This window comes from Streptomyces sp. PSU-S4-23 (genome assembly GCF_055632315.1).
Window position 1 is genome coordinate 4530424 of the sequence record NZ_JBVMUU010000002.1, and the last position, 25101, is coordinate 4555524.

General features: G+C 70.5%; 22 protein-coding genes. 13 read left to right on the plus strand and 9 right to left on the minus strand.

The window, feature by feature from the left end; translation table 11 throughout:
- Positions 1-214: 214 nt before the first annotated feature.
- Positions 215-1162, plus strand: a complete 948-nt coding sequence (locus ACZ79I_RS20730; RefSeq protein ID WP_471498984.1) for an ornithine cyclodeaminase family protein — start codon at positions 215-217, stop codon at positions 1160-1162.
- 223 nt (positions 1163-1385) lie between these two features.
- Here the strand turns inward: ACZ79I_RS20730 and ACZ79I_RS20735 are convergent, their stop codons facing one another.
- A complete protein-coding gene (locus ACZ79I_RS20735; protein ID WP_471498985.1) occupies positions 1386-2402 on the minus strand; it encodes an ArsR/SmtB family transcription factor in 1017 nt (338 codons plus the stop codon).
- A 275-nt stretch (positions 2403-2677) separates the two neighbouring features.
- Between ACZ79I_RS20735 and ACZ79I_RS20740 the strand changes: the two genes are divergently transcribed.
- Complete coding sequence (locus ACZ79I_RS20740) at positions 2678-4075, plus strand: alpha/beta fold hydrolase (protein ID WP_471498986.1); 1398 nt, start codon at positions 2678-2680, stop codon at positions 4073-4075.
- A gap of 15 nt (positions 4076-4090) precedes the next feature.
- Here ACZ79I_RS20740 and ACZ79I_RS20745 read toward each other — a convergent pair whose 3' ends face one another.
- Complete coding sequence (locus ACZ79I_RS20745; protein WP_471498987.1) at positions 4091-4672, minus strand: hypothetical protein; 582 nt, start codon at positions 4670-4672, stop codon at positions 4091-4093.
- 157 nt (positions 4673-4829) lie between these two features.
- Here ACZ79I_RS20745 and ACZ79I_RS20750 point away from each other — a divergent pair, with 157 nt between their 5' ends.
- The 4 genes from ACZ79I_RS20750 to ACZ79I_RS20765 all read left to right on the plus strand — a co-directional run bounded on the left by ACZ79I_RS20750 (position 4830) and on the right by ACZ79I_RS20765 (position 11958).
- Positions 4830-5621: an Fpg/Nei family DNA glycosylase gene (locus ACZ79I_RS20750; protein WP_471498988.1), complete on the plus strand. Its 792-nt coding sequence runs from the start codon at positions 4830-4832 to the stop codon at positions 5619-5621.
- A gap of 149 nt (positions 5622-5770) precedes the next feature.
- The gene (locus ACZ79I_RS20755) at positions 5771-7117 is read left to right on the plus strand and encodes a response regulator (protein WP_471498989.1); all 1347 of its coding nucleotides are present in this window, start codon (positions 5771-5773) and stop codon (positions 7115-7117) included.
- Positions 7114-9312 (plus strand): SpoIIE family protein phosphatase, encoded by a 2199-nt coding sequence (locus tag ACZ79I_RS20760; protein ID WP_471498990.1) that lies wholly within the window; start codon positions 7114-7116, stop codon positions 9310-9312. Before ACZ79I_RS20755 ends, ACZ79I_RS20760 begins: the two co-directional genes overlap by 4 nt.
- Before the next feature lie 402 nt (positions 9313-9714).
- Positions 9715-11958, plus strand: a complete 2244-nt coding sequence (locus ACZ79I_RS20765) for an FG-GAP repeat domain-containing protein (protein ID WP_471498991.1) — start codon at positions 9715-9717, stop codon at positions 11956-11958.
- A 132-nt stretch (positions 11959-12090) separates the two neighbouring features.
- Here ACZ79I_RS20765 and ACZ79I_RS20770 read toward each other — a convergent pair whose 3' ends face one another.
- The 5 genes from ACZ79I_RS20770 to ACZ79I_RS20790 form a co-directional block, all read right to left on the minus strand.
- Positions 12091-12753 carry a nitroreductase gene (locus ACZ79I_RS20770; protein WP_471498992.1) on the minus strand — a complete coding sequence of 221 codons (663 nt, stop codon included), beginning with the start codon at positions 12751-12753 and terminating at the stop codon, positions 12091-12093.
- Positions 12754-12874: 121 nt separating this feature from the next.
- Complete coding sequence (locus ACZ79I_RS20775) at positions 12875-13486, minus strand: flavin reductase family protein (protein ID WP_471498993.1); 612 nt, start codon at positions 13484-13486, stop codon at positions 12875-12877.
- Between the two features lie 3 nt (positions 13487-13489).
- Positions 13490-13717: an MbtH family protein gene (locus ACZ79I_RS20780; protein ID WP_471498994.1), complete on the minus strand. Its 228-nt coding sequence runs from the start codon at positions 13715-13717 to the stop codon at positions 13490-13492.
- Positions 13718-13768: 51 nt separating this feature from the next.
- Complete coding sequence (locus ACZ79I_RS20785; protein WP_471498995.1) at positions 13769-14488, minus strand: tryptophan 2,3-dioxygenase family protein; 720 nt, start codon at positions 14486-14488, stop codon at positions 13769-13771.
- Between the two features lie 2 nt (positions 14489-14490).
- Positions 14491-15333, minus strand: a complete 843-nt coding sequence (locus tag ACZ79I_RS20790; protein ID WP_471498996.1) for a thioesterase II family protein — start codon at positions 15331-15333, stop codon at positions 14491-14493.
- Between the two features lie 169 nt (positions 15334-15502).
- Between ACZ79I_RS20790 and ACZ79I_RS20795 the strand changes: the two genes are divergently transcribed.
- From ACZ79I_RS20795 to ACZ79I_RS20805, 3 genes are read left to right on the plus strand one after another with little or no spacing between them, the layout of a single operon-like run.
- Positions 15503-16699, plus strand: coding sequence for a cytochrome P450 (locus tag ACZ79I_RS20795; RefSeq protein WP_471498997.1), 1197 nt, complete (start codon positions 15503-15505; stop codon positions 16697-16699).
- Positions 16700-16748: 49 nt separating this feature from the next.
- Positions 16749-16955: a ferredoxin gene (locus ACZ79I_RS20800; RefSeq protein WP_471505120.1), complete on the plus strand. Its 207-nt coding sequence runs from the start codon at positions 16749-16751 to the stop codon at positions 16953-16955.
- A gap of 5 nt (positions 16956-16960) precedes the next feature.
- On the plus strand, positions 16961-18265 hold the full coding sequence (locus tag ACZ79I_RS20805; RefSeq protein ID WP_471498998.1) for a cation:proton antiporter: 1305 nt from the start codon (positions 16961-16963) through the stop codon (positions 18263-18265).
- A 20-nt stretch (positions 18266-18285) separates the two neighbouring features.
- On the opposite strand, the gene ACZ79I_RS20810 is transcribed toward ACZ79I_RS20805, so the two are convergent.
- A complete protein-coding gene (locus tag ACZ79I_RS20810; RefSeq protein WP_471498999.1) occupies positions 18286-19173 on the minus strand; it encodes a sigma-70 family RNA polymerase sigma factor in 888 nt (295 codons plus the stop codon).
- A 131-nt stretch (positions 19174-19304) separates the two neighbouring features.
- Here ACZ79I_RS20810 and ACZ79I_RS20815 point away from each other — a divergent pair, with 131 nt between their 5' ends.
- Complete coding sequence (locus tag ACZ79I_RS20815) at positions 19305-20897, plus strand: MFS transporter (RefSeq protein WP_471499000.1); 1593 nt, start codon at positions 19305-19307, stop codon at positions 20895-20897.
- A 318-nt stretch (positions 20898-21215) separates the two neighbouring features.
- Complete coding sequence (locus tag ACZ79I_RS20820) at positions 21216-21677, plus strand: winged helix-turn-helix domain-containing protein (protein WP_471499001.1); 462 nt, start codon at positions 21216-21218, stop codon at positions 21675-21677.
- 96 nt (positions 21678-21773) lie between these two features.
- Here the strand turns inward: ACZ79I_RS20820 and ACZ79I_RS20825 are convergent, their stop codons facing one another.
- Positions 21774-22328 (minus strand): YceI family protein, encoded by a 555-nt coding sequence (locus ACZ79I_RS20825; protein ID WP_471499002.1) that lies wholly within the window; start codon positions 22326-22328, stop codon positions 21774-21776.
- A gap of 87 nt (positions 22329-22415) precedes the next feature.
- Here ACZ79I_RS20825 and ACZ79I_RS20830 point away from each other — a divergent pair, with 87 nt between their 5' ends.
- Complete coding sequence (locus ACZ79I_RS20830; protein ID WP_471499003.1) at positions 22416-23300, plus strand: sigma-70 family RNA polymerase sigma factor; 885 nt, start codon at positions 22416-22418, stop codon at positions 23298-23300.
- Between the two features lie 144 nt (positions 23301-23444).
- The gene (locus ACZ79I_RS20835) at positions 23445-25040 is read left to right on the plus strand and encodes a tryptophan halogenase family protein (RefSeq protein ID WP_471499004.1); all 1596 of its coding nucleotides are present in this window, start codon (positions 23445-23447) and stop codon (positions 25038-25040) included.
- Positions 25041-25101 lie beyond the last annotated feature (61 nt).

Genomic DNA, 25101 nt, shown 5'->3' on the forward strand with positions numbered 1-25101 from the left:
CGGACCGGCACAGGATCCCCCCAGCACACGGCGATTACCTCCTGGTACGACCAACGGCCGTACTTCGTACGGGACTTGCGGCACCCTTCCCGCTCTCCGAACCGCGTGTCCGCGACCCTGCGGCCGACGGGAGCCGGTCGCTGCGCAGGGTTGACGCGCGAGTGCACCCGGCGGGGTCACGAGCAGCCGCAGGCGCGCGACGGACCATGGGGGAGTGACCCGCATCCTGACGCGAAGCGACCTGCACGCCGTGCTCGACCCCCTGTCCTGCCTTTCCGCACTCGGCGACGGCTTCCGCACTGCCGCCGGCCTCCCGGTGCCAGGGCAACGGGTCCGGACCGGCCTGCCCTTCCCCGGCACGGCCACGGCCCTGATCCCCGGGGTGCTGCCCGGCATCGAGGCGTACACGGTGAAGGTCAACGCCAAGTTCCCGGACGCCCGGCCGGCGCTGCGCGGGGTGATCTGCCTGCACAGCGGCCACGACGGCGAGCTTCTCGCGCTGATGGACTCCGCCACCGTCACGGCGTGGCGCACCGGCCTGGCCGCGGCCCTGGGCACCCACCTCCTCGCCGGACCCGCGCCCGGGGACGACGCGATCCTCGGGGTGATCGGAGCGGGCGCACAGGCCGAGCTCATGCTGCGGGGCCTGAGCACGCTGCGCGGCCACGGCGGACTCGTCGTCCACGACACGGACCCGGGCCGTGCCGCCGGCTTCGCCGCCCGCCACGGCGGTCGTGTGCTGGCCTCCGCGGCCGGGGTCGCCGCGGCCGCGGACATCGTTCTGCTGGCCACCTGGTCGACCACACCGCTGCTCGGACTGGCGGACACCCGGCCGGGACAGCACTTCACGAGCCTGGGGGCCGACGAGCCCGGCAAGCAGGAACTCTCCGCCGATCTCCTCGCGTCCGCGCTGCTGGTCGTCGACGACCGGGAACTCGCCGCCGGCACGGGTGCACTGGCCGCCGCCGGTCTCGCCGCGTCGGCGGCCGACGCCACCCTGGGCGACATCCTGCGCGGCGAGCACCCGGGGCGCACCACCGCCGCCGCCCGCTCCGTCTACGCTCCCGTCGGGCTCCCCTGGCAGGACCTCGCCCTGGCCTGGATCGCCTATCAGCGGGCGCAACAGCACGACATCGGCCAGAAGACCGACCTGCTCTCCTGAGACCGCCGACCTGCCGTCGGCCCTCCGGCCTGCCGGCGTCTGGCGGCTCTCCGGCCTGCCGGCGTCTGGCGGCTCTCCGGCCTGCTGGCGTCTGGCGGCCCTCCGGCCCGTTGGCGTCCGGCGGCCCCGCAGCCGGCCCGCCGGCGCCTTCCGGCGCGCCGACCCTCCGGCGCCCTGCGGCCCTCCGGGGGCCGGTCTCCCGCGGCCCGTGCCGGATCCCGGATCACCTTCGCGCCGGGATCCCTCCCCGCGGCCCCTGGCCCCCCGCCAGTCGTGACCCGGCCGGCGTGCGGTGATACAGCACCGTCCGGCCGGACCGGGCGCGGGAGACGAGACCCGACCGGTACAGCACACCCAAGTGGTACGACACCGTGGCGGGACTGAGAAAGTGACGTGCCGCCAGCTCCCCCGTGGAAGCCGGCCCCGCCAGCCCCGCCAGCAGCCCGGCGCGGGTGGGCCCGAGCAGCCGGGCCAGTTCGGTGGACGGGGTCGCCGGCGCGATGGCTCCGCCGCGTACCGGAAAGGCCACCATCGGCGGCCGCCGCCCGCCCCGCACCGGGTCCACGGCCACGCCCGGCCCGGCCGCCACCAGCGACGGCACCACGACCACCAGGGGCACGGCCAGCTCCACCGCGAACCGGCTGTCGACGCGCAACGTGCCGTCGGCCCACCGGATGCCGGGGTGCAGCGAGTTGAACAGCTGCGCCGCACCGTGCCGGGCCAGCACCCCGGCGCACCGGTCGACCTCCGAGTCGAGGGTGGCCTTCGCGGCCGCCCAGTGCGGGGCGAAGGCCAGATCCCAGTAGCGCCGCAGTTCCTCCGCGGCCTGCCAGGCGACATGCCCGCCGCCCCGGGCCATGGCCCGCCGCACCTCCGGCGGCAGTTCCGCGCCGGCCAGGCCGTTGCCCGGGCGGCCGTCGCGCAACGCCGCCAGCTCGCCCATGACACGCCCCGGCGGGGTGGAGCGGACCCGCTCCAGTTCCTCCTCGACGGTGGGCGAGGGCCCGGACGGGTGCGGGCTGAGGAAGTCGGGCACGTAGCCGCCGGTGTCCAGGGCCAGCTCCGACAGCAACGGCAGCCGGGCCCGGCGCAGCACCCTGCGGGCACGCGCCACCCACGGATCGGCGGTCCGCTCCGGGCGCAGCCCCCACGGCAGCAGCGTCGCCGCGACCTCGTGCAACGGCGAGACCGCGAAACGGGATCTGGCCAGCCCGGTGGCGTCCACGGTGAGTTCGATCACGGCCCTCCCGGTGTCTGCCTCGGATTGCGCCTGCCTGGTGCCGCCCGTGCCGTGCCGCCCATGCCGTGCCGGGCGTCCCGTGCCGCGCGTCCTTTCGAACCTGCTCGAATCGTGGCACGGATGCTCGCCGTGGCAGGGCCGCTCGGCGCATCTTGGTGGCCGGCACGGAGGACGGGGCGTGGCGACGCGAGGGACACGGGGGAGGCACGGGGATGCTGGGCACGCGCAGGGCACACGGGACCCGCGGGGCGCGGACGGGCCGGGAGGTACGGAGGATGCGCAGGCCGAGGGCGCTGGCGGCGGTCGCACTGGCCGCCGCCGGCGCGCTGGTGCTGTCGGGGGCGTGCACGTCGGCGGCGCAGGACCGGGCGGCCGCGGCGCCTGCCGGGGAGAGCGGGGGACTCTCCGGCACGGCGCCCTGCCCCGGCGTGCAGGGCTTCAGCTGCGCCACCCTGACGGTTCCGCTCGACCACGGCGGCCGTGCGGCGGGCACGCTGGGCCTGAAGGTGGCGATGGCGGACAACGCGCGGGCCCCGAAGGGCGTCCTGCTGTTCCTGACGGGTGGTCCGGGCCAGCCGGGTGTGCCGTTCGTGGACCGGCTGGCCAAGAGGCTGGCGCCGTTGCTGAAGGACTACCGCCTGGTGATGATCGACCAGCGCGGCACCGGCGCGGGCGCGCTGCAATGCCCCGGGCTGCAGAAGGAGATGGGGTCGTCCGATCTCACCCCGCCCACCGAGCGCGCGGTGGCGGACTGCGCCGCCGCCATCGGTCCGGACCGCCGCTTCTACGGCACCGGTGACACCGTCGCCGACCTGGAACTGCTGCGCCGGGCCCTGCACGTACGGAAGATGACGCTCGACGGGGTCTCGTACGGCACGTACACCGCCGAACGCTACGCCCTGGCGCACCCGCGCCACGTGGCACGGCTGGTCCTGGACTCCGTGGTGCCGCAGACCGGTTACGACCCGATGGACCGGGCCGCCCTGCGCGCAGCGCCGCGCGTGCTGACGGCGGCCTGCGCGGCCATCGGCTGCCACACCGACCCGGCGGCGGACCTGGCCGAGGTGGTGGAGAGGTACCACAACGGCGTGGATGTGCTGGACGCGCTGACCACCTGGGAGTTCGTGGACCCCGACTACGCGGCGGTGATCGACGCCCTGCACACGGCCGCGGGTGGGGACCCCGCGCCGCTGCGAGCCCTCATCGCGGGCGTACGGCAGGGGAGCGCGGCGACGGCGGAAGAGCTGAGCCAGGGGCTGCACGCCTCGACCCTGTGCCTGGACGGCCGCTACCCGTGGGGCAGGGCGGACGCGCCGGCCGCCGGGCGCCGGGAGGCCCTGGAGAAGGCGGGCGCGGAGCTGACACCGGCCGACTACGGCCCGTTCGACGCCGCCACGGCGACGGGCCTCGGCACGATGCTCAGCTGTCTGTACTGGCCCCGCACACCGGTGTCGCCGCTGCCTCCGGGGCATCGCCGGCTCCCGGGCGTACCGGTCCTGCTGCTCGGCGGGGACCGGGACCTGTCGACGCCGCTGGAGTGGCTGTACGACCAGAAGAGGCTGACGCCGCGGGCCCGGGTCGTGGTGGTGCCGGGCGCCGCGCACTCCGTGCAGAGCAGAGCGGTGAGCGACAAGGGCCGTCAGGCGGTGTTCGACTTCCTCCTGGGCCGCTGAGGCAGGGCGGATGTCTCAGGTGAGATGGAAGGGCGGGCCCTGGGCGCAGCCGGGGGGCGTGTTGTTGCCGCTGACGTCGAAGTCGGCGCAGGTGAGGAACAGGTAGTTGAATCTGCCGAGCAGGTAGGCCAGGACCCCGATGGCGACCGTCACGCCGACGGCCGCGAGGCGCTGACCCGCGGGCAGTTGCGCGTAGTCGGTCAGGAGGATCTTCGACAGCAGCCAGGTCAGCGTCGGAGCGCCCAGCATGGTGATCCCCACCATGAGGTAGTGGAGGTAATGGCTGTAGCTCCTCGGCGTCACCATCGCCAGGACGATCCAGAGCGAGGGCACCACCAGGACGATCCAGCCGCCCCAGGGCACGGCGACCTTCCGGTGCAGCATCACGCCCGTGAACAGCACGGCCGTGGCCACGGCCCAGAGGGTCATCACATCGTCGAAGAAGACGGCCCGGTACGCGCCGAGCGTGAACGCGGGCCACCAGATGACGAGCGTTCCCCCGGCGGCGGCGGTCGCGGTGGCATGCAGAGAGGGGTGGATCTCCGGCCGGCCGCGCTTGCCCCCCGGGCCCGGATCACGGCGCTTCTCCCCGGTCATGTCCACTCCGCCCGTTCACCGCCGGCCCGCTCGACCCTATAGAGAGGCGGTTTCGCGAGGACGGCAACACGCCGTCCGCCACAGCGGGCCGAAGGCGGCTTCCGTGCTTCGATGAAGCAGCCGGGTTCGCTGCACCAGCCCGCCGAAGGACGCCCCCATGCCCGAACTGCCCGATGTGGAAGGCTTCCGCGAGGTGCTCCGGTCCTGCGCGAAGGGCAGGACCGTCCACCGCGTCCATGTGCGCGACACGGGCGTACTGCGCGGGATGAGCGCGCGGCGGCTGCGCCGCGCACTGGAGGGCCGGCGCTTCACGGAACCGGAGCGGCACGGGAAGTGGCTGCTCGCCCGCACCGGCGACGGCCCCACCCTCATGCTGCACTTCGGCATGACCGGCGGACTGGTCTGCTGCCGTCCCGGCGACGCGCCCGAGGCGCACGACCGCGTCCTGTTCACCGTGGAGGGCGACCGCGAGCTCCGCTACCGCGATCAGCGCAAGCTCCAGGGCCTCTGGCTGGCCGACGACGACTCCGGCGTCGCACGGCTGCTGGCGCGTCTGGGCCCCGACGCGCTGGCGGTGGACCGCGGGGAGTTCGACGCCGTTCTGACGTCGCGCCGCGGCAGGGTCAAGGCCGTCCTCATCGACCAGTCCGCCCTGGCCGGGCTCGGCAATCTGCTCGCCGACGAGATCCTGTGGCGCGCGCGGGTCTGGCCCGCGAGCCGTGCGGCCGATCTCACCGAGGCGCAACGCCGCCGCCTGTACACCGAGATGCGCCGCACCCTGCGCTCCGCGGTGACCGCCGGCTGCGTCCCGCCGCGCGACTCCTGGCTCACCGGCCACCGCGACGACCCCCTCCCGGCCTGCCCCCGCTGCGGCGCCCCGCTGCGGCGGTCCCGTGTCGCGGGCCGCGGCACGGTGTGGTGCCCACGCTGCCAGCCGGACGGCGCCTGAACCCCGGCGCCCGCACCGAGGGGCGCTCGCCGCGGACCGCGGCACGCCGTGCGGGCGGGGTGGCGCGGGTCCGGACGGCTCGAACAGACCCATCGCCACCGCCGCGAGCGCGAAGCCCCAGTCGGTCGCCGACGGCCGGCGAATCGCGGATGCGCCAGGTGCTGCGCAACCTGCTCTCCAACGCGGTGAAATTCACCGACGCCGGGCATGTGGAGCTGCGGATCGAACCGGTCGACCCGGCGGCCGCCGACATCCCCGACGCGGTGCGCCGCGGTGGCCCAGCCCTCGCCTTCAGGGTCTGCGACACCGGTATCGGTATAGCCGAGCAGCATCTGGAGAGCATCTTCGGCGCCTTCCAGCAGGCCGACGGCACCACCAACCGCAGGTACGGCGGCACCGGCCTCGGCCTGTCGATCAGCCGGGAGATCGCCTATCTGCTCGGCGGCGCCATCCAGGCCCGCAGCACCCCGGGAGAGGGAAGCTGCTTCACGCTGTACCTGCCGATCACACACCCCGCTGTGCCGCGCCCGTCCGGGCCCGCCGATCGTACGGAGACCGCGGACGTCCGTACGGAGACCGCGGACGTCCGTACGGAGACCGCGGACGTCGAGCAGTCCGCCGGTGTCTCCCCAGGGACGCCGGCCGAGCCGCTGCGCCGGGTCCTGGTCGTGGAGGGGCGTGCCCGGGGGCTGCTGGCACTGATCGCCGAGAGCGCCGCGGACGAGGCGGCCGCCGCGGACTTCCCGGTGCGGGTGGACACCGCTGCCGGCCCCGAACAGGTGGCGGACCGGCTCACCGGGCGTACCGTTCACTGCGTGGTGCTCGACCTGGACCTGCTGGGGGACGGTGGGGCGGAGGCGCTGCTGCACATCCTCGACACCGACCCCGCGCTGCGCCGCGTGCCCGTCCTGGGCCTGCGCGGCAGCCCGCCGTCCCAGGCCGAGGAGCAGCGGCTGCGTGCCCACGCCGGCATGCATCCCCTGGAAGTGCTGACCAGTCTTGACGAGATGCGCGCCCGCATCGCCCTGCACCTGAGCGCCGGGCAGCCCGGCGGGGCTCCGCCGAACGGCGTGCGGCGCGATGAGCGGCCACAGCCAGAGGCGCGGCCGGCCGGCGGCACCCTGGCCGGCCGTACCGTGCTCATCGTGGACGACGACGCCCGCAACGTCTACGCCATGACCGGGATCCTGGAACTGGAGGGCATCCGCGTCCTGCACGCGGCGAACGGCCGCACGGGCATCGAGATGCTGGACCGCCACCCGGAAGTCGACCTGGTCCTGATGGACCTGATGATGCCCGAGATGGACGGTTACACGGCCACCGCCGCGATCCGCCGAAGGCCCGGCCGGGCCGGGGTGCCGATCGTCGCCGTGACCGCGAAGGCCATGCAGGGCGACCGCGAGAAGAGCCTGCAGGCCGGCGCCGACGACTACATCACCAAGCCCCTCGACGCCGAAGATCTCGTCGGCGCTCTGCACCGGATGCTGGACCGGTGAGGAACGCGTGGGACCCCATGGACGACCAGCGGCGCGACCAGGACGGGCGGGAGCCCGCAGCCGGGGCGGGTACCCCGGCGGCCGGCTCGGCGGCGCCTGCCGCCCAGGCCGGGGACGACACCCAGGCAGTCGTCCAGGTGGTGCTGGACCGTGCACTCAGCCCCCTGGGCGCCACGGCGGCCGCGGTCTGGGCGGCGGCCACCGACGGCTCGCTCACCCTGGCCGGCCAGGCCGGCTTCGGTTCCGCCGAGGCGGGCAGCTGGCGGTATGTGCCGCCCGGACTCGGCACCCTTGCCCAGCAGGCCGTCGCCGAGGACCGGATGCTCTGGATGCCGGAGCCGAGCGACGTACCGCTGCCCACCATCGGAGGCGGTACCGGCGGTACCCGGGCGGTGCTGCCGGCACAGGTGCACGGGCGGCGGGTGGGCGCCCTGGAGATCCGCTGGCCCCGGTCGGCCGATGCCGGCCTGGCACTCACTCCCGCCCTGCGCCGGCAGCTCGACGGACTCGCCGATCTGTGCGCCCTCACCCTGGGCGGCCACGGAACCGCTTCCGCCGCGGCCGAGCCCGCAGAGGCCGCCGCGGCCGAGCCTGCTCCCGGGGCGCCCGCCGCCTGGCTGACCGCTCTGGCCGACGGGCTGCTGGACTCCGCGGTGCTGCTGCGGCCGCGGCGCGACCGGGCCGGCCGGGTCACGGATTTCGTCATCGCCTACGCCAACGAGCGGTTCGCCGACCCGGCCGGCCGGCCGCGTCAGGCGGTCGTCGGGATGACGCTTCGCCAGGCTTACCCGCTCGCCGCCGGCGGCGGCCTGCTCGGCGCCGTCCGGCGGGTCTACGCCACCGGGCTGCCGCAGCGACGCGAGACCACGGAACTGTCGGGTCCGGCCGGACGGCCCGGGGCAGCCTCGACCGCCCGGGTCGGCCTGAGCCGCCTCGGGGACGCGGTGCTGCTCAGCTGGCGGTTGGCGGAGGGCGGCGACGGGCCGGCCGCGCTGCTGCAGCATGCCCAGCGGCTGAGCCGGATCGGTGGCTTCGAGGAGGACCTGACCACTGGTCAGGTCATCTGGAGCGAGCAGCTGTACGCACTGCACGGGCTGCCACCGGGCGCCCATCCGGTTCCGCTGCGCCGCCTCGGTGCGCACGCCCACCCGGATGACGCGGACGCCGTCAGTCGCTTCCTGCGCTCCGTGCTGCACCGCGGCGAGGAGGCCGCAGTGACCTTCCGGTTGCAGCGCGCCGACGGGGTGGTCCGCCATGTGCGCGTGGTCGCCGAACCGCTGTGCGACGCCCTCGGCGTCCTGGTGGCGGTACGCGGCGCCTATCTGGACGTCTCCTCCCAGCGCTGGACGGAGGTGGCGCTGGCCGCCGCCCGGGATCGGCTGGCCGGCGCCGAGCAGCACGCCGCGGCCGGCTACCGGTTGGCCCGGCAGCTGCAGCAGGCGATCATGCCATCGGCGGACCAGCCTGTGCAGACCCCTGAGGTGCGGGTGGCGGTGCGCTACCGCCCGGCCGAGAAGGACAACCGGGTCGGCGGCGACTGGTACGACGCCGTGCTGCTGCCCAGCGGCCAGGTGCTGCTGACCGTCGGCGACGTCGCAGGACACGGCATCAACGCAGCCAACGGCATGGTGACGCTGCGCAATGCGCTGCGCGGGCTCGCCGTCACCGGCGCAGGTCCGGGACAACTGCTCGCCTGGCTCAACACCGTGACGCACGAGCTGACCCGGGACGTCACCGGCACCGCGGTCTGCGGCCTGTTCGACCCCGCGACCCGCACGTTGCGCTGGGCGCGGGCCGGGCATCTGCCTCCGGTGCTGGTGCGGGACGGCTCGGCGGAGGCCCTGCCGGTGCCCCGCGGGCTGCTGCTGGGCGCGGTCACCGACGCCGAGTACGAGGAGCACGAGCTCGCCCTGCGCCCCCGCGACACCTTGCTGATGTACACCGACGGCCTGATCGAGCGCCGGGACAGCAGCGTGCACGACCAGATCGACAGACTGCTGGCGGCTGCCGCTCACCAGGTCGACGACCTGGACGGCTTCCTGGACGGCCTGCTCCGCCAGAGCAGCTCCGACACCGACGACGACACCTGCCTGATCGCCATCCAGCCGACCGCGGCGCCCCGGCAGCCGGTCCCACGGCGTGCCTCGGCCGAGGCCCGGGCTCAGGGCCGCGGCGGCCTCGCAGCCGCCGATTGATCACCATGCGCGAGGTCTGAACACCGCCGACCATCCACGCACTGGACGAGAACCAGGACAACCGGCCCCCCTCGCCGAAGTGCCGTGTTCGCTTCTGCATGCAGGCATGTCCCAGTGGACCAGTTCTCTTCCGCTTCTACTTCTACGCCAAGATCCTTCAGGGTGGCAGGCACGCTCCGATCAGCTCATCGCCCAGGAGCTGAGCAACGGCGGACCAGCCATCGCCTGCACCAGACTCGCCAGGACCTCGGCCGGTCCCAGGTGAGGCGTGCCCCGCGCTCCCGATCCGCTCGTCGTCCCGCAAAACACGAGCAACTCGTACAACCACCCTCCCCCTTCGCAGGTCCGACCGAGCGGCACGCACGGATGTGCGTACAGCTCGGCTCATCAGGAAGGACTTCCTTGGCTCCCCTACGCACCACCCGACGCTGTCTCGGCGCCTCCGTCGCCACCGTTCTCGCCGTGACGGTCGGTGCCGGCGTCCTGGTCTCGCCCGGGGCCGTGGCCGCTCCTGCTGCCATGACCGGGGCCACGGCCGCCACCGCCACGGCCATCGAGGCGAATCTGCCCCTCGGTGCCGAAATCGTCAGCACTGGCGACACCGGATACCTCACGTCCCGGACGGACGACTCCGGCAACAAGGTCCTGGAGTGGCACAAGTACGCCGACGGCTCGGTGCTGCCGATCAGCACGGGCACCATCGGCTACGACAGCCACTCCGACATCGTCGTGACCAGCGATGGCGGCAGCATGGTCTTCCTGCGGGACATGAGGGAAGGCGCCACCTGGTCCGCGTCCTACGACCTCGCGTCCGAGTTCAAGCCCGGCGCGGAGCTCGTCGGCGTGGTGGGCGACAACCTTTTCGTGAAGGTTCCGACAGGCAGCGGGGACTACCACGAGCTGTGGCAGCTCGCCCAGGTCGACGGGGTCGCCAAGAAGACGAAGCGCTCATCCAACTCCTACAGCATGGACTTCAAGGTCGTCGCTTCCACAAGCGACGCCCTGCTCGTCCTGAGCAGCAACCGGGTCTTCCCGAGCTCGACGACCTTCCGGACCGAGTACTGGAAGACGCGCACGACCGTCAACAGCGACGCGGTGATCGAGTCGGGCAGCAGGATGAACATCGCCCCGTGGACCCAGGCGTCCACGGGCGCCTACACCGCCGACTACGAGGCGTGGGTCGAGTACCGGGCCGGGGCCACCGAACTCGTCGTGGACGGGACGTACGTCCACCAGAGATTCGCCATGGACAGCTCCATGAGCGGTGCCGTCATCGCCGGCGTCACCAGGGACACGCTGCTCTACGGGGTCCCGGGCAAGGCGGCCGACGAGACGCTGAGCCCGCTGTACGCCCGGAGCATCACCGACTCCACCGCCGCGCCGTACAAACTCCTGGAGCACTTCTCCAGCGTGGCCCACGCGCCGGACGGCGGCCTGCTCGTGCGTGGCGCCACGGCGGACGCCGACGGGCTGTTCCGGATCTGGGAGGGGAACGACGGCCTCCCGAGCGCCACGCTCGTGGCGGGCACGGGCCGGGTCCTGGCCGTCAAGGTGACCGAGTCGAAGGTCCCCACCGCGGTGAGCCTGGAGAAGCCGGGCACCACGGTCCCGATGGAGTGGACCCTGTCCCGCGCGAACGCCACCGTGGACCTCACGCTCACGCACACGGCCACCGGCAAGACGCTCACCAGGCGCCTGCCCCAGCCGGTCTCCGACAGCCGCTTCGCCTTCGTCTGGGACGGCGTCCTGGAGGGCATCAGCGCCCCGAACGGCGCCTACACCTGGCAGATCACCGCCACCCCGACCGACGGCGTCGGCGGCCCGGCAACCGCCCAGGGGAGCTTCCAGGTCTCGCGCCGGGCCAACCCGCACGACTTCAACAACAACGGCTCGACGGACGTCCTCGCGCGGGACGCCTCGGGTGCGCTGTGGCGGGACGACCTCTTCGACTGGCCGTCGGGCAGCAAGGTGACCACGGCCAAGCGGACGAGGATCGGCACCGGTTGGCAGGTCTACAACCAGATCGAGGCCGCGGGGAACCTCGCCGGCACCTCGACGGGCGACCTCGTCGCCCGCGACACCTCGGGCGTCCTCTGGATGTACCTGGGCAGGGGCGACGGCACCTTCGCGAGCCGCGTCAAGGTCGGCACCGGCTGGCAGATCTACAAGAAGATCACCGGTGGCAGCGACCTCACCGGAGAGGGCCGATCCGACCTCCTCGCCACCGATGCCTCCGGCGTCCTGTGGCTCTACAAGGGCACCGGCAGCTCGTCCGCCCCCTTTGCCGGCCGCGTCCGCCTCGGCAGCGGCTGGCAGATCTACAACCAGATCACCGCCGTCGGCAACATCGCGGGCACCGCGGCCGGCGACCTCGTCGCCCGCGACACTTACGGCGTCCTCTGGCTCTACCAGGGCAACGGCACAGGCAGCTTCACCACCCGCGTCAGGATCGGTTCCGGCTGGAACGCCTTTTCCCACCTCGTCGGCGCCGGCGACGTCACCGCCGACGGACGCCCCGACCTGATTGCCTACGGCCCGAACGGCACGTACGTCTACCGCTCGACCGGCTCGACGACGGCCCCGTTGAGCCGGCTGACGACCAACCTCTACGCGGGCGAAGGCACCAAGTTCAACAACATCGCCTAGCTGAGCGGTTCGGGCTCCCCGGTCGTGCGAATGCGGGAAGGGGCCGCTCCCCCGTGGATCCCCTAGGCTCGATGTCGCGGCGCGTCCGGGCTGGAACCTGCTCAGTGGGACTAGGGGGAGTGCGCCCGGCAGTCAGTCGAGGAAGGTCACCGTCTCGTCGAGCGGGGCGCGATCCACGCGGATGCACGGTCCGGCCGGATCCGCATGGCCCACTGACACGCCGCAGAAGAGGACAAGTGAATCGGCGGGAGAGACGACCTCGGCGACCGTGCGGTGGTAGATCGACCACGCCATCTGCGGGCAGCTGTGCAGTCCCTCGGCCCGCAGCAGCAGCATGATGGTCTGCAGGTACATGCCGACATCGGCCCACTGGGCCGGTCCCATATCCTGGTCGATGTACGAGAAGAGAGCGGTGGGCGCGCCGAAGCAGTGCCAGTTCGCGATGACCGCCTTGCGCCGTGCGGCTCGGTCGTCGCGGGGGATGCCGAGAGCGCCGTACCGTTTCTCGGCGGCGGTCCTACGACGCTCCCGGTAGGGGGGCTTGAGATCGCGTGGGTACATCGTGTACTGAGGATCGTCTCCTGGATCCCCCGCTGCAGCCCGCGCGACAGCCTGTTTCTTGAGATGCTCCAGCCGCTGACCGGTCAGGACATAGGTGTGCCACGGCTGCAGATTCGCCCCGGACGGTGCTCTGGACGCAGCCGAGAGCACTCTCTCAAGCACTTCCTTGGGGACGTGATCAGAGGTGAACCCCCGCACCGCCCGACGAGTGGACACCGCGTCGTAGACATCCAACGGCCACACCCTCCTGTATCGCCTCACCGCCGTCGGGCTGCTGCTCCCTGTGCCGGGCAGCCCCACCCTTCTCAACGGTTCGAAACGATCGGAGGTGACATCCGGGTGGTGAAATCACGCCTTACCCGCCCACGACGTAGCGGTCCGACGTGCGGACGTAGTCCGCGGCGCCCATGCGCCCGACGGATCCCAGCCGGTCCAGGTCAATGTGGAAGTCGGTGTCGTCGATCAGCCCCTCGTCCGCAGTGACATGGACCACTTCCCCGATGACGACGAAGTGGTCACCGACCGGGACCACCGCGGACGTCCGGCACTCGAAGGCGATGGGGGAACCGTCGATGCGCGGGGAGCGGACTCTCCGGCCGGGCAATGGCCGCAGTCCCGCCGGTTCGTACTCCGACTGTCCGTACGGCAGCGGTTTCGCCGAGGCGGTGGCGGCCTCCGCATGCTTTTCGATCAGCACGTTGATGGTGAACTCACCCGTACCTCCTTCGGCCGGCACCCTGGCGTTGCGGCACGAGTCCTTCTCGGTGCCGTCGGCCCGTCGGCCGACGCAGAACAGCAGGGCCATAGGGGAATATCCCACCGCCGTGTAGTAGGAGAAGGGGGCCAGGTTGATCGCCCCGCGCGGGGAAACTGTGCTCACCATGGCCACCGGCCGGGGGACCACGCTCCACAACAACAGCCGCTCGCGCTGCCGCACGGTCATGTCCGCGACGTCGATGTCCGTCATGGATCAGCAGTTTCCATCGGCGATGGGCCGTACCGAGCTGGAATCTCGAAGGCTGTGGGGTCGTAGGTCCTTCCACTCGCGGTCGATGCAAGAGAGGCACTCGTCCAGCGCGCTGGTGACCCCGACGGGCGACCAGCCCGCCGGGATGGCTTGGCCCGCGGGCCAGACCGAGTACTGCCGCTCAAGGTTGATGACGACGTGGTGGAGGCCGGTGGCGTTGTCCGCTGTCATGGAAAGCCCGCCTTCGTCTCGTGGAGGGGTGAGGGTCCTGTGCCGTGCGTCTCACGCGGGGCTGGGGGCGAGTTCCTCCAAGTGCAGGGCGCCGCGCAGACGCCGCAGCTCGGGGAAGGGGAGAGTGATCCGGCGCATGAGGAACTCCTCCCCAGACGTTCCTCCGGTGCCCTGCTGGCCTCCGACCATCTTCGACATCAGGCCAAGGTGGGCCACCTTCCAGCGCCAGTAGCCGTTGCCGATGTCGAGTAGCGTCTCTGCCACCCGGTGCAGGCCGCCGCCGGCGATCCCGAGGCGGCAGACATCGGCCACCGTGCGGCCCTGACGGCTGGCGCTCGCTGTGAACGCCCGGTACAGCTCCCCCTCCCCTCCGCCATCTCCGAGCAGTCCGCTGAGCTCCATGAACTGCTCCGACTGTGCCCCGCTGGCCGTTCCGAGGTAGGGCCGGAACTGGACGAAATGGTGCAGTGGGAGGCGTTCCAGGACGAGTACCTGTTCGTGCAGGACGCGGAGCAGTTCGGCCGCGCGCCGGAGGACTTCCACGCTGGTGTCCACCCCTTCGGCCGACCCGCCGGCGGAGGACAGCAGGTCCCTGGCCAGGCTCAGATCCGCCACGACCTGCTTGAGCCACAGCTCGCAGGACTGGTGGGCGACGATGAAGAAGTGCTCGGCCAGGACCACACTCCGGTCGGCCGACTCGGGTATCTGCGTCTTCTGGAGAGACAGCAGTAGGTCTGTCTGGAGATAGGAGGAGTAGTTCAACTCGGCCATGGTCAGCTCCGCGTCAGTGAGTCCGGGTGGAGTGCGGTGTCGAGGAAAGCGGTGATGTCGGCGAGGAGGTGCTCGGCGTTTTGGAAAAGATGGAAGTGGTGCCCTTCCCGTTCGAGCAGGCTGAACGGCCCAGTGGTCACCGAAGACCAGCCGGCCAGCAAGACGGCATCCACGAGGGGGTCACTGATGCCGTGGTAGCAACGGACGGGGCAGGGTAGAAGGGTGGTCCCTGGCTCCGGCCGGTACTCCTCGTGCGCCGTGATGTCCGCACGCAGTACCGGCAGCAACACATCCATCAGTTCCGGCTCGTCGACGACGTCGGGGTCAACGCCGCCCAGGGAGCCGATGAGGTGCCACAGTTCACCGTCGGAGAGCTGTCCGGCCCGGACCTGGCCGGCCGCGCCGGGGGGTGGGCAGCTCGAAGTCAGCAGACCAAGGGGTCCTCTGCCCAGCGTGCTGAGGGTCAGGGAGGTCTCGTAGGCGACGAGGGCACCGAGGCTGTGCCCGAACAGTACGGTGGGGAGCGGCGGCAGGCGCAGCAGCTCGGAGGAGAGTTCCGAACTCAGCGCGCGTACGTCGGCCGACAGCGGCTCGCCGAAGCGGTCGCCGTGCCCCGGGTACTGCACCGCGAGAAGTTCCACAGCCGTTGGGAGCGCGGCGGCCCATGCCCCGTATCCCGCTGCGGTGCCTCCGGAGTGTGGGAGGCAGACCAGCCTAGCCATGGGTGCGGATGCTTGAACCAGCGTCCGCAGGCAGTGATCCCGGCGTGTACGAAGCATGAGGTGCTCCTCCGGTTCGGATGTACTCCTCCGGTTCGGATGTGTTCGTAAGTTCTCATGGCGCATCGGGCCGGCGGGGCAATCTTTCGGCTCTCCGTCACTTCCCTGCCGACGGCGAAAGACTTCTGACACAACTGGGGCGGGCCGTTCGGCCGTCTGTGATGATCCGCTTACCGGAGCCGGTGCCGGGCACTGCGAGCAGTGCGTTTCCCGTCTTCAGTGGGGATTGCGGACGATGAGCCGAACAGCGGTCGCCTCGCTCGATCTGACCGACTCACGCACATTCATGGAGCACGATCCATTCGAGTTCTTCGCCGAGGTGAGGGCGAGCAAGCCCGTGTACTGGCACGCCTCCTCGGACGGCAGACCCGGCTTCTGGGTGGTGGCCGGGTACACCGACGTCGTCTCCTGTTACGGCGCTTGCGAAGCCTTGGCTTCGGGCAGGGGCACCGTGCTCGACGTGCTGCTGCGCGGCGACGACTCCGCCGGCGGGAAGATGCTGGCCGTCACCGACCGGCCGCGCCACCGGGAACTGAGGGCCCTGATGTGGCGCGCCCTGTCACCGAAGGTGCTCGGCAGGGTTGCTCTGAAGATCGAGGAGCGTACGGCCGCGCTCGTCGAGGACACCCTCGGCCCGGAGACCTTCGATTTCGCCACCCAGGTCGCGGAACACGTGCCCATGAACACGATCTGCGATCTGCTGTCGATCCCCGAGGCCGAACGGCCCGATCTGCTCCGGTGGAGCAAAGGGGCGCTGACCGGTGCCGACGAACTCGACTCCCTGGAATCACGCAACGAACTCGTCCTGTACTTCATGGACCTGGCCCAGCGGCGGCGCGACGCCCCTGGTGACGACGTGATCAGCACGATCGCCACCGGGCTGATCCAGGGCGACCCGCTGAGCCTCGAAGAGGTCGCGCTCAACTGCTACAGCCTGATCATCGGCGGCGACGAGTCCTCACGGGTCTCCGCTATCAGCACCGTGAAGGCCCTCGCCGAGCATCCTGCGCAGTGGCGGGCACTGAGGGCTGGCGACATCGATCTGGACACAGCCGTGGAAGAAGCCCTGCGCTGGGCGACGCCCTCGTTCCACTTCGCTCGTACCGCCACCCGCGACCAGGTCATCGGGGGTCGGCCGATACGGGCGGGGGACATTGTGACGCTGTGGAACATCTCCGCCAACAACGACGAGCGGGCGTTCGTCGAACCGCGCACTCTCGACCTGTCTCGCTCCCCGAACAAGCACGTCGCTCTGGGCCACGGTCCGCACTACTGCCTCGGAGCCTTTCTCGGCCGGGCCGAACTGCGCGCCCTGCTGAGTGTCCTCGCCAGGACCGTTCGGGACGTGGAAATCACCGGGCTGGCCACTCGGATTGGGTCCAACTTCCTCAACGGCTACAGCTCGCTGCCGGTGCGCTTTCTCCCGAGGTGACGGCACGGCGGACAAGGGGACGGAAATGCGAACCGAGAAGAGGAACGACATGCATGTGACGGTCGACCAGGAGCGCTGCATCGGCTCGGGAATGTGCGTCCTCGCCGTGGGCGAGGTGTTCGACCAGCGGGAGGAGGACGGTGCCGTCCGCCTGCTGCGGGAGGACGTACCGAATGCGCTCCGAGACCGGGTGCGCCGTGCCGCTGAGGTCTGCCCCTCACGGGCGATCACGGTTCAGCAGGACGCGGAGGCTTAGGCAGGGTGCCGGACGTCATAGCCCCGCCGCTTGGCGGGCACGCGTTGCTGGTTCTACTGGTCCAGGCGTCCTTGCTGCTCGCCGCCGCACTGCTGCTCGGGCGGCTCGCGGTACTGTGGAAACTTCCTGCCGTGTCAGGCGAGTTGGCGGCCGGCGTCCTGCTCGGCCCTTCAGGCGTCGGCCGGGTGGCCCCCGGTTTCCACCATTGGCTCCAGATGTCACAGCCGTCCCAGGTTCATCTCCTGGACGCGGTCGGCCAGTTCGGTGTCATCCTCCTCGTGGGGACGACCGCCCTGGAGATCGACCTCACTCTGGTGCGGCGTACCGGCCGGACGTCCCTCACCGTGGGCGCCTTCGGCCTCTTGATCCCTCTGGTACTCGGCTGCGCTTGGGCCTTACTGGCGCCGTCCGCCCTGCTGCCGGCCGGCCGCGACCGCGGCCTGTTCGTCTTCTTCATCGGCGTGGCCATGTGCGTCAGCGCCCTGCCGGTGATCGCCAAGATGCTGTCGGACATGCGGCTGCTGCACCGGGACATCGCCCAGCTGACCATTGCGGTGGGTGTGGTCGACGACGTCGCCGGCTGGATGCTGCTGTCCGCGGCTTCGGCCACGGCAGCGAGCGCGTTTACGTTCGGATCGGTCGCCGTGCCACTGATCCGGCTGGTGCTGATCACGGCCTGTGCCGTGCTGCTCGGCCGCCCGGTGGTCCGATGGCTGATGACCAGGGCGCATGACCCGCACACCGTGAGGGCTACGGCGACCCTGCTGATCGTCGGGTGTGCGGCGGCCACGCAGGCTATGGACATGGAGGCGTCCTTCGGGGCTCTCATCGGCGGCCTGCTGGCCGGTGCCGCCGGGCCGGAGACGACGAGGGCACTGATGCCCCTGCGCGCTGTCACGCTCTCGGTCCTCGCCCCTCTCTACTTTGCTGAGGCCGGCCTGCGGATGAACTTGTTCGCCCTCGGTACACCGATGATCGCGCTCGCCGCACTGGGCGCGCTCGGCGTGGCGATTGTGGGCAAGTTCGCCGGGGCGCTGCTTGGCGCCCGCGTCGTCGGCCTCGATCGCCATGCTGCCCTGGTGCTCGGGGCCGGGATGAATGCGCGCGGAGTCATCCAGATCATCGTGGCCGGAATCGGCCTGCGGATGGGCGTCCTGAACACCGCCTCCTACACCATCGTGGTACTGATCGCGGTCGGCACCTCGTTGATGGCACCGCTGGTACTGCGTCGGGCCGTTCGTCACATCGCGCTCAATGATGACGAGCGGGCGCGTCTACAGCGGGAACGGGAACTGTCGGGCGCCTCCTGAGGAGACGCTCGGCCTACGTCCTATGCCGTGAATGCGGCGAAGTCGATCGCGGCGAGGCGCTCCGGGTCGAGCAGGATCTGAATCTGCGTGATCCGGTCCTGGCGGACGGCGAAGCCCATCACCGACACCGGTGCGCCGTCCCGATGGACCAGGGCGCCGGGGGAGCCGTTGACGAGAACCGCGGTCACCGTCACGCCAGGCTGACGGAACAGTGCGGCTCGCTTCGCCACGTAGTGGGGGCCACGGATCGCGGCCGTGGCAGAAGCGAGCGCCAGGCCGCCGTCCGCGCGGAGTTCGATGTCCGGGTCCAGTACGGTCACCAGCCCGTCGAGGTCGCCGTCGCGTGCCGCGGCGAAGAACGCGTCCACCAGCATGCGCCGGGTGGCGAAGTCACCGCCTGAGTCCGTCTCCTGGGCGCCTTTCACTCTGCTTCGCGCCCGGCTGGCGAGCTTCCGGGTCGCCACCGTCGTCCGCCCGATGACGGCCGCGATCTCGTCGAACGTGAGATGGAACATGTCGTGCAGCACGAAGGCGACCCGCTCCGCGGGGGCAAGCGTGTCCAGCACGATCAGTAGCGCGAGGCTGACCGAGTCGTTCAACAGCGCCTCGTCCTCGGGACTCCGGGACGGCTCGTGCCCGATGACCGGGTCCGGCAGGTGCACGCCGACCGGATCCTCCGGCCGCGCAGCGCGTGACCTCAGGGTGTTCAGGCAGATCCGGCTGATCACCGTGGTCAGCCAGGCGCGGAGGTTGTCCACCTCGTCCGCGTTGCTGCGGCTGAGTCTGATCCAGCCCTCCTGTACGGCGTCCTCGGCCTCGGCATGCGAGCCCAGCATCCGGTACGCGACATTCCTCAGGTGCGGCCGGAAGCCCTCGAACTGCTCCGCCAGCCGATCGTCGTCGTGCACGGTCACACTCCTCGGTCGCCAGGGGTCGTCACTAGTGGGCGGTCAGCCGACCCGATGCATGTGGACCCGACTTGGAGCACGGATGATCACTACTTCATTGCATATCACACGGACTTCGAGGAGGGGTTGACATGAGCTTTTCTCTCACCGAACCGCGGCGGCGCCGGCTGACCCTGTTCGCGATGTGCATGGCCACGTTCATGACCTCACTCGACCTGACCATCGTGAACGTGGCACTGCCGTCGATGCAGAGTGAACTGCACATGAGTGCCGCGGAGCTGGAGTGGGTGATCAGCGCGTACTCACTGAGCCTGGCCGCGATCATCCCGGCCAGCGGAGCGCTCGGCGACCGATACGGCCGCAAACGGGTCTTCCTGACTGGCATGGTCGTCTTCCTGGTCGGCGTGATTGCCTGCGCCGTGGCCTGGAACGCGGCCTCCCTCATCGCATTCCGTGCCGTGCAGGGCGTAGGCGGGGCCGCGATGCTCGCCCTGGGGCTCTCGATCATCACGGAGACCTATCCGCAGGAGCAGCGGGCCGGCGCCATCGGGGCCTGGGCAGCCATCGGCGGCACCGGCTTCGGCGCCGGACCCGTCGGCGGCGGAATCCTGCTCACATACTTCGGCTGGCCGTCGGTGTTCTGGATCAACCTGCCCTTCGCGGCCCTGGGCATTGCCTGCACGGCTGTCGCGGTCCGCGAGTCGCGCAATCCCCGGGCCCGCAGGCTGGACCTGCCGGGGATGGTGCTCAGCTCCCTCGGACTGGTCTTCCTCACGCTCGGCTTCGTCGAATCGTCCGACCGGCCCTGGGGCGCGGCGCTGGTGGCGGTGCCCCTGGCTGTTGGGGCGGTCTTGCTGGTCGCCTTCTTCTGGTGGGAGCGTCGCACGCCGCACGCCATGCTGCCGCCGGCCCTGCTGCAGGCACGCAGCTTCGTAAGTGCCTCGGGCATCTACATGCTGACCTATGGCGGAATGAGCGGCGCGCTCTTCTGGGTGACGCTGTACTTCCAGAACGTCGCGGGCTGGTCGGTGCTGCGCACGGGACTGTCGTGGCTGTTCATGAACATCCCGTTCCTGACCATGGCGCAGTTCGGCGGGCGGCTGGACTCCCGCTTCCGGTCATCGGTGGTGGCCGCTGGGGGGACTCTGGTAGCCGCCGTTGGTGTGTTTCTGCTCAGCCGGGCGGGAACCACCCCCTTTGCTGTAAGCGCCCTCGGATACGCGCTGTACGGCGGTGGCTTCGGCACGTTCGTGCCCGCCGTGACCCATGTGGCGATGCGCGACGTGCCCTCCGGTGTCTCGGGCGCGGCCTCCGGGGTGCTGAACGCGTCACGGCAGGTCGGTTCATCGGTGTGCCTCGCGGTGCTCGGCACTGTGGGCGTGAACGCGGCTTCCTCCGCCTGGCGGGGCAAGGTGTCCGGGCTGGACGGCGCGCGTCGCGACGCGGCACTCGGTCAGGGGCACAACGTGGGTGGCGGCCGGGTGCACATGGTGGTGGACACGCTCGGCACCTCGTTCCGGCAGACCACCGTCGACTCCTTCCTGCACGGTTATCAGCTGGCCGTGGGGATCGCTGCGGCCTGCACCGCCGTAGCAGCAGGACTCGCCTGGACGGGATTCCGGCATCGGACCCGGCAGCCGGGTGGTGTCACGCGCCCGAAGGCGATGGCCCAGGAACATGAGGCCACGATGATCGGGAATGGACCCCACCGGCAGAGTCGGTGATCCACATCACGATGGATCGGTGGTCCGCGAGGGCAGGATGGGAGGTGATCCATCCGCCAGGGCGGCGTGCCCGCGCCGGACGAAGGCGCGGGCACGCCGCCCTGGGCCTGGCTTGACAACTGCGTCAGTGAAAATGCGCGACCGGTCCCCGAACCATGCCGCCTGCGGACGCCGGTGGGTCCGCGCCCGGCCGCATTGCCATGACAGTTCCGGATCTGGGCGCATCCTTCGCCGAATCAACAAGGTCAAATCGCAAGATTGCCTGTTAGCTGCGGGGAGACATTCTTGAGCAAAGGTGTCAAGTTAATACGCTGGCCCATGGAAGCCGACGCGCGGAATTACTGCAGAAGAGCCGGAATTCCCCGGCTGCTGGTGGTGGAGGCAGGCAACGACGCGCCTGTCTGCGTCGACCCCACGGAGGACTGGATCCGAGCACCGGCCCCCCGCGGTGACGTCGAGGCACGGATCCAGGCGCTGACCCAGCGTGTCTACGGGCGGAAGAAACCCACAGTCGATTCCACCGGAATCCTGTATTTCGGCACGGATTCGGTGGCCATCTCCAGTACGCAGATCGGCATCATGGAGCATTTCGTCGCCCACTACGACGAAATGGTCTACCGGGCGGAGCTCGAACAGCACGTGTCGAAGGCTAACGGGGAGATCTCCAGAAATGCCCTGGACCTGCAGATCATGAGGCTGCGCCGCCGCATAGTGTCGGTCGGTCTCAGTATCCGCACTGTCTGGGGTCGGGGTTACATTCTCGAAGCTGCAGCCGACTGACGCATCGCGCCTTGGTGGCAACAGCCGATCGCTCCGGTGTGCCCTCTGCCCGCAGGTCGCGCGGGCAGAGGGCTGTCCATATCAGGGCCCCGATGGTCAGGAGTCCGAGAGCGAGGCCTGAATGTCCAGGGTGATCCGTACACTCTCACCCACGACAGCGGCGGGGATGTGCGGGGCGAGACCGAAGTCGGCCCGGCTGACCGTCACCGAGGCGCTGACACCGAGCACCGGCACCTTGCGCACCGGGTCGGTACCGAATCCACCCGGCTCGGCCACCAGGGTGACGGACTTGGTCACTCCCCGCATGGTCAGCTCGCCATCAATAAGGAGCCGGTCGTCGTGCCGGCGTACGAGCGTGGAGCGGAACACGAGTTCCTTGTGCTGGTCCGCCGCCAGAACGTCCTCACCGCGGATGTAGCCGTCCCGGGCGGCGTAGCCGGTGTCGATGCTGCCCGTCTCGATGCGGGCGGTCACCGAGGACTCCTCGGCGCTCTCCCCGGTGCGGATCGTGCCGTCGAAAACATTGAAACGACCGTGTACCCGGGTCACCCCCAGATGGCGAACGCTGAACCGGACTTCCGAGTCGGAACTGTCGATGGTCCAGGTCCCTGCGGTGTATCCAGGGATGTTCTCGGAAACGGTTTCGGTCATGCCGCCTTCTCCTTACCGGTTGTGCGTCACACAGCCCGCGATTCACGGGTCATGAGTACGACGGACTGTGAACCGGAAAGGTGACCGATGGACGCGCGCCAATCCTTGGCAGATTTCTTCGAGGAGAACCGCAGGGACCTGCTCGGACTCTCGTACCGCATGCTCGGCTCCCACGAGGAGGCGGAAGACGCGGTGCAGGAGACCTGGCTGCGCCTGGAACGCGCCGACACGACGGCGGTGCGGAACTTGCCAGGCTGGCTGCGCACCGTCACGTCCCGCGTCTGCCTCGACATGATGCGCAGTCGGCACGGGGGGCGCGAGGAGTGCTGGGACGATGGCCTGGCGTCGGCCACCGTCGCCACGGGCGAGGGCGACCCCGAGCACGAGGTACTCGAAGCCGAATCCGTCGGTCTCGCGCTGCTCGTCGTACTCAACACCCTCAGCCCCGCCGAGCGAGTGGCGTTCGTGCTGCATGACATGTTCGGCGTGCCGTTCGACGAGATCGGCGGAATCCTGGACCGCACCCAGGCGACCGCCAAGAAGCTGGCCAGCCGCGCCCGGCACAAGGTACGCGCCCCGCGTGAGCGGCATCTGGTGGAGGTGGACCAGCATCGGGAGGTCGTGGCCGCCTTTCAGGCCGCGGCCTGCACCGGGGACACCGGGATCATCGCCGCCCGCCTCGCACCGGATGTGGTGCGGCGCGCCGACGCGGCGGCTCTGCCGTCGGACCGCCCGGCCAGGGTGCAGGGCGTCGACCCGGTCGCCCATGAGATCAGCCAATTCGGGGGCGCGGCCCGGCACTCGGAACCCGCCCTGATAGACGGTCGGGTCGGTCTGCTCGTGGCGCCCGGAGGCCGGCTTCGCCTCGCCGTGTGCTTCCGCATCGAGAACGGCTCGGTGAAAGAGTACGAGCTGGTGGCGGACCCCGCCCGGCTCAGGCGGCTGTGCATCAGGCTGCTGCCCGAACCGTGAGCGCGGCCTCCGGGGGCTCGCCCGGTCGGCCTGGCGGAGGACGTTCTTTCGTAAATCTTTTTCTGCCGGACGGTCCTGCTCCGGCCCGTGCGAAAGTCTGCGTGCAACGTCCAAGGATCTGACCGCACCACCAGGACGGAAATCATGATCAAGGACATAGTGATCGTCGGCGGCGGTACAGCCGGCTGGATGACAGCCACGTACCTGAAGGCGAGTTTCGGCGACCGACTGGCCGCCGTCACGCTCGTGGAGTCGAAGGCCGTTTCCACGATCGGCGTCGGCGAGGCCACCTTCAGCACGGTGCGGAACTTCTTCCGGCATCTCGGGCTGAGCGAGCCCGAGTGGATGCCCCGCTGCCACGCGTCGTACAAGCTGGCCATTCGCTTCGAGAACTGGAGGGAGAAAGGTCATCACTTCTACCACCCCTTCGAGCGCCCGCGCGTGGTCGACGGTTTCTCGCTCGCCGACTGGTGGCTGCACGAGGGCCCGAGCGAACGCTTCGACCAGGACTGCTCGGTGCTGGCCGCGCTGTGTGACGCCCAGCGCTCGCCCCGCCATCTCGGCGGTGGCCTGTTCGAGGAGGTCTTCGAGGCCGGGGAGGCGCGGGACATGGCCCGCGCGATCCCGGAGGGCCATGGAACCCAGTTCCCGTACGCCTACCACTTCGACGCCACCCTGCTCGCCCAGTTCCTCAGCGAGTACGGGGCGGAACGCGGCGTACGGCACATCCGGGACGACGTCCTCGATGTACGCCTCGACGAGGACGGCTTCATCTCCGATGTGCTGACGAGGGACCACGGGGAGATCACCGGCGACCTGTTCGTCGACTGCACCGGCTTCCGCGGGCTGCTGCTGAACAAGGCTCTGGGCGTGCCGTTCGTCTCGTACCAGGAGTCCCTGCCCAACGACAGCGCGGTGGCTCTGCGCGTGCCCGTGGACGTTGCTACCCGCGGCATGCGGCCGTGTACGACCGCCACGGCCCAGGACGCCGGCTGGATCTGGACCATCCCCCTGCTCGACCGGATCGGCACCGGCTACGTCTACTCCAGCGCCTACACCACGCCCGAGGAGGCAGAACGGACGCTGCGCGCGTTCGTCGGGCCGGAGGCCGCCGATCTGGACGCCAACCACATCAAGATGCGGATCGGCCGCAGCGCCGAGTCCTGGGTGAAGAACTGTGTGGCCATAGGCTTGTCCAGCGGTTTCGTCGAGCCGCTGGAGTCCACCGGGATCTTCTTCATCCAGAACGCGGTCGAGCAACTGGTCAAGCGGTTCCCCGGCACCCGTGACGACGAACTGCTGCGCCGCTCCTACAACCGCCAGGTCGGCGACGTCATGGACGGCGTCCGGGAGTTCCTTTTCCTGCACTACTACGCCGCTGCCCGCTCGGACAACGCGTACTGGCGGGACGCGAAGACCCGCGCCATGCCCGACGGCCTGGCCGAACGCCTCGAACAGTGGCGTTCCACGCTGCCCGACGAGAACTCCGTCTTCCCGCACTTCCACGGCTTCGAGCCGTACTCGTACACGGCCATGATCCTCGGCCTCGGCGGACTCGATCTGCGGCCACTGCCCGCGCTCGGCCGGCTGGACGCGACCGCGGCGCGCCACGAGTTCCAGCGCGTACGCAGCCAGGCCGCGGCACTGATCGACCGGCTGCCCGGTCAGTACGAGTACCTCGTCCACCAGGCCGCCGGATTCGACGACACCATGACCGGGCGCCTCGTCCCAAGTGCCTGACGGCGTGCCAGGAGGTGCCTTCGCCATGCCTGTGTCCAAGGCAGATTCCGCCGGCCGCACT

Bases quoted from the DNA above. Each gene is read 5' to 3' on its own strand.
- ACZ79I_RS20740 (WP_471498986.1), top strand. From the start codon at position 2,678: ATGCGCAGGCCGAGGGCGCTGGCGGCGGTCGCACTGGCCGCCGCCGGC.
- ACZ79I_RS20745 (WP_471498987.1), bottom strand. From the start codon at position 4,672: ATGACCGGGGAGAAGCGCCGTGATCCGGGCCCGGGGGGCAAGCGCGGC.
- ACZ79I_RS20750 (WP_471498988.1), top strand. From the start codon at position 4,830: ATGCCCGAACTGCCCGATGTGGAAGGCTTCCGCGAGGTGCTCCGGTCC.
- ACZ79I_RS20755 (WP_471498989.1), top strand. From the start codon at position 5,771: ATGCGCCAGGTGCTGCGCAACCTGCTCTCCAACGCGGTGAAATTCACC.
- ACZ79I_RS20775 (WP_471498993.1), bottom strand. From the start codon at position 13,486: ATGACGGACATCGACGTCGCGGACATGACCGTGCGGCAGCGCGAGCGG.
- ACZ79I_RS20780 (WP_471498994.1), bottom strand. From the start codon at position 13,717: ATGACAGCGGACAACGCCACCGGCCTCCACCACGTCGTCATCAACCTT.
- ACZ79I_RS20785 (WP_471498995.1), bottom strand. From the start codon at position 14,488: ATGGCCGAGTTGAACTACTCCTCCTATCTCCAGACAGACCTACTGCTG.
- ACZ79I_RS20790 (WP_471498996.1), bottom strand. From the start codon at position 15,333: ATGCGCCATGAGAACTTACGAACACATCCGAACCGGAGGAGTACATCC.
- ACZ79I_RS20795 (WP_471498997.1), top strand. From the start codon at position 15,503: ATGAGCCGAACAGCGGTCGCCTCGCTCGATCTGACCGACTCACGCACA.
- ACZ79I_RS20800 (WP_471505120.1), top strand. From the start codon at position 16,749: ATGCATGTGACGGTCGACCAGGAGCGCTGCATCGGCTCGGGAATGTGC.
- ACZ79I_RS20815 (WP_471499000.1), top strand. From the start codon at position 19,305: ATGAGCTTTTCTCTCACCGAACCGCGGCGGCGCCGGCTGACCCTGTTC.
- ACZ79I_RS20820 (WP_471499001.1), top strand. From the start codon at position 21,216: ATGGAAGCCGACGCGCGGAATTACTGCAGAAGAGCCGGAATTCCCCGG.
- ACZ79I_RS20825 (WP_471499002.1), bottom strand. From the start codon at position 22,328: ATGACCGAAACCGTTTCCGAGAACATCCCTGGATACACCGCAGGGACC.
- ACZ79I_RS20830 (WP_471499003.1), top strand. From the start codon at position 22,416: ATGGACGCGCGCCAATCCTTGGCAGATTTCTTCGAGGAGAACCGCAGG.
- ACZ79I_RS20835 (WP_471499004.1), top strand. From the start codon at position 23,445: ATGATCAAGGACATAGTGATCGTCGGCGGCGGTACAGCCGGCTGGATG.